This is a genomic window from Enterobacter sp. CM29, assembly GCF_013179605.1.
Classification (GTDB): Bacteria; Pseudomonadota; Gammaproteobacteria; order Enterobacterales; family Enterobacteriaceae; genus Enterobacter; species Enterobacter intestinihominis.
Map to the genome: position 1 here is coordinate 1 of NZ_JABMCU010000330.1, position 1,930 is coordinate 1,930.

2 protein-coding genes and 1 rRNA gene are annotated in these 1,930 nt (G+C 51.8%); all 3 read left to right on the forward strand.

What is annotated here, in order from left to right; genetic code table 11:
* A partial coding sequence (locus HP459_RS22675; protein ID WP_171936896.1) for a TonB-dependent receptor occupies positions 1–683 on the forward strand: 683 nt, incomplete at its 5' end.
* Complete coding sequence (gene murI, locus HP459_RS22680) at positions 628–1,479, forward strand: glutamate racemase (RefSeq protein WP_063149391.1); 852 nt, start codon at positions 628–630, stop codon at positions 1,477–1,479. The genes HP459_RS22675 and murI, both read left to right, overlap by 56 nt.
* 383 nt (positions 1,480–1,862) lie before the next feature.
* Positions 1,863–1,930: ribosomal RNA gene (locus tag HP459_RS22685) — 16S ribosomal RNA — on the forward strand; the annotation flags it as partial.

A 1,930-nucleotide genomic window follows, 5' to 3' on the forward strand; every position in this document is an offset into this window, starting at 1 on the left:
ATGGTACCTGGCAAAGTAGCGCAGCCTGGGAGTTCGTTGACGGTTACCGCTTCATAGCCTCTTATGGCACGGCCTATAAAGCGCCGAATCTGGGTCAGCTCTATGGCTTCTACGGCAATACCCATCTTGATCCTGAAGAGAGCAAGCAGTGGGAAGGGGCGTTTGAAGGCCTGACGGCAGGCGTAAGCTGGCGCGTATCCGGCTATCGTAATGACGTTGATAATCTCATCGACTTCAACAATAACCTGCAGCAATATTACAACGTCGGCAAAGCACGCATTAAAGGTGTAGAAGCGACAGCGTCGTTTGATACGGGTCCGTTGACGCATACTGTGGGCTACGACTATGTGGATGCCCGCAATGCGGCAACCAATCAACTTCTGGACCGTCGTGCTAAACAGCAGGTGAAATATCAGCTTGATACGCAGATCTATGATGTTGACTGGAGCCTGACGTATCACTATCTCGGCACGCGCTACGACACCGACTTTGGAACCTATCCGTCAGAGAAAGTTAAAATGGGCGGCGTCAGCCTGTGGGACGTCGCGGTTTCATATCCTGTCACCTCACATCTCACAGTTCGTGGTAAAATAGCCAACCTGTTCGATAAAGATTACGAGACAGTTTATGGCTACCAAACTGCAGGACGGGAATACACCTTGTCTGGCAGCTACACCTTCTGATCCGCGTCCCACCGTGCTGGTGTTTGATTCCGGCGTCGGTGGGCTTTCGGTCTATGATGAGATTCGGCAGCTCCTGCCGGATCTCCATTACATCTACGCCTTCGATAACGTCGCGTTCCCGTATGGGGAAAAGAGTGAAGACTTTATCGTTGAGCGTGTGATTGAAATCGTCACTGCGGTACAAAAGCGCTATCCCCTGGCGCTGGCGGTTATTGCCTGTAATACGGCAAGCACGGTCTCTCTTCCTGCCCTGCGCGAAAAATTCCCGTTCCCGGTTGTGGGCGTTGTCCCGGCAATCAAACCTGCGGCGCGTCTGACGGCGAACGGTATCGTGGGGTTGCTGGCGACACGCGGTACGGTAAAACGTCCTTATACGCGTGAGCTTATTGAGCGCTTTGCCAATGAATGCCAGATCGCCATGCTCGGCTCGGCGGAGCTGGTGGAAATGGCGGAAGCGAAACTGCACGGCGAGGCGGTATCGCTTGAAGAGCTGCGTCGCATTCTGCGTCCATGGCTGCGGATGCAGGAACCACCGGATACGGTTGTTCTCGGCTGCACCCATTTCCCGCTATTACAGGAAGAGCTGTTAAAGGTTTTGCCTGAAGGGACCCGGCTGGTGGATTCCGGTGCTGCGATTGCGCGTCGGACCGCCTGGCTACTGGAGCACGAGGCGCCGGATGCGAAATCAGCGGATGCGAACATCGCTTTCTGTATGGCGATAACAAAAGAAACCGAACAACTTTTGCCCGTTTTACGTCGTTATGGCTTCGAAACGCTCGAAAAACTGGCGCTGTAGCACGGTTTTGAGCAAAAAAGAGACGGTTGAACGTTTTTTTTCAAAGAGGGGTTGTCAACGTCTGAGAACTCCCTATAATGCGCCTCCACTGACACGGAACAACGGCTTACAAGCCGCCGGGACAGCGGGGTTCAGAGATGAACGCCAACAGAGAAAAGTGAAAATAATTGCTTGACTCTGAATGAGGAAAACGTAATATACGGGACCTCGCAACGATGAGCTGAAAGCCGCGTTGCAACTGCTCTTTAACAATTTATCAGACAATCTGTGTGGGCACTCAAAGTGACATGGATTCTTAACGTCCTCGGACGAAAAATGAATACCAAGTCTCTGAGTGAACATACGTAATTCATTACGAAGTTTAATTCACGAGCATCAAACTTAAATTGAAGAGTTTGATCATGGCTCAGATTGAACGCTGGCGGCAGGCCTAACACATGCAAGTCGAACG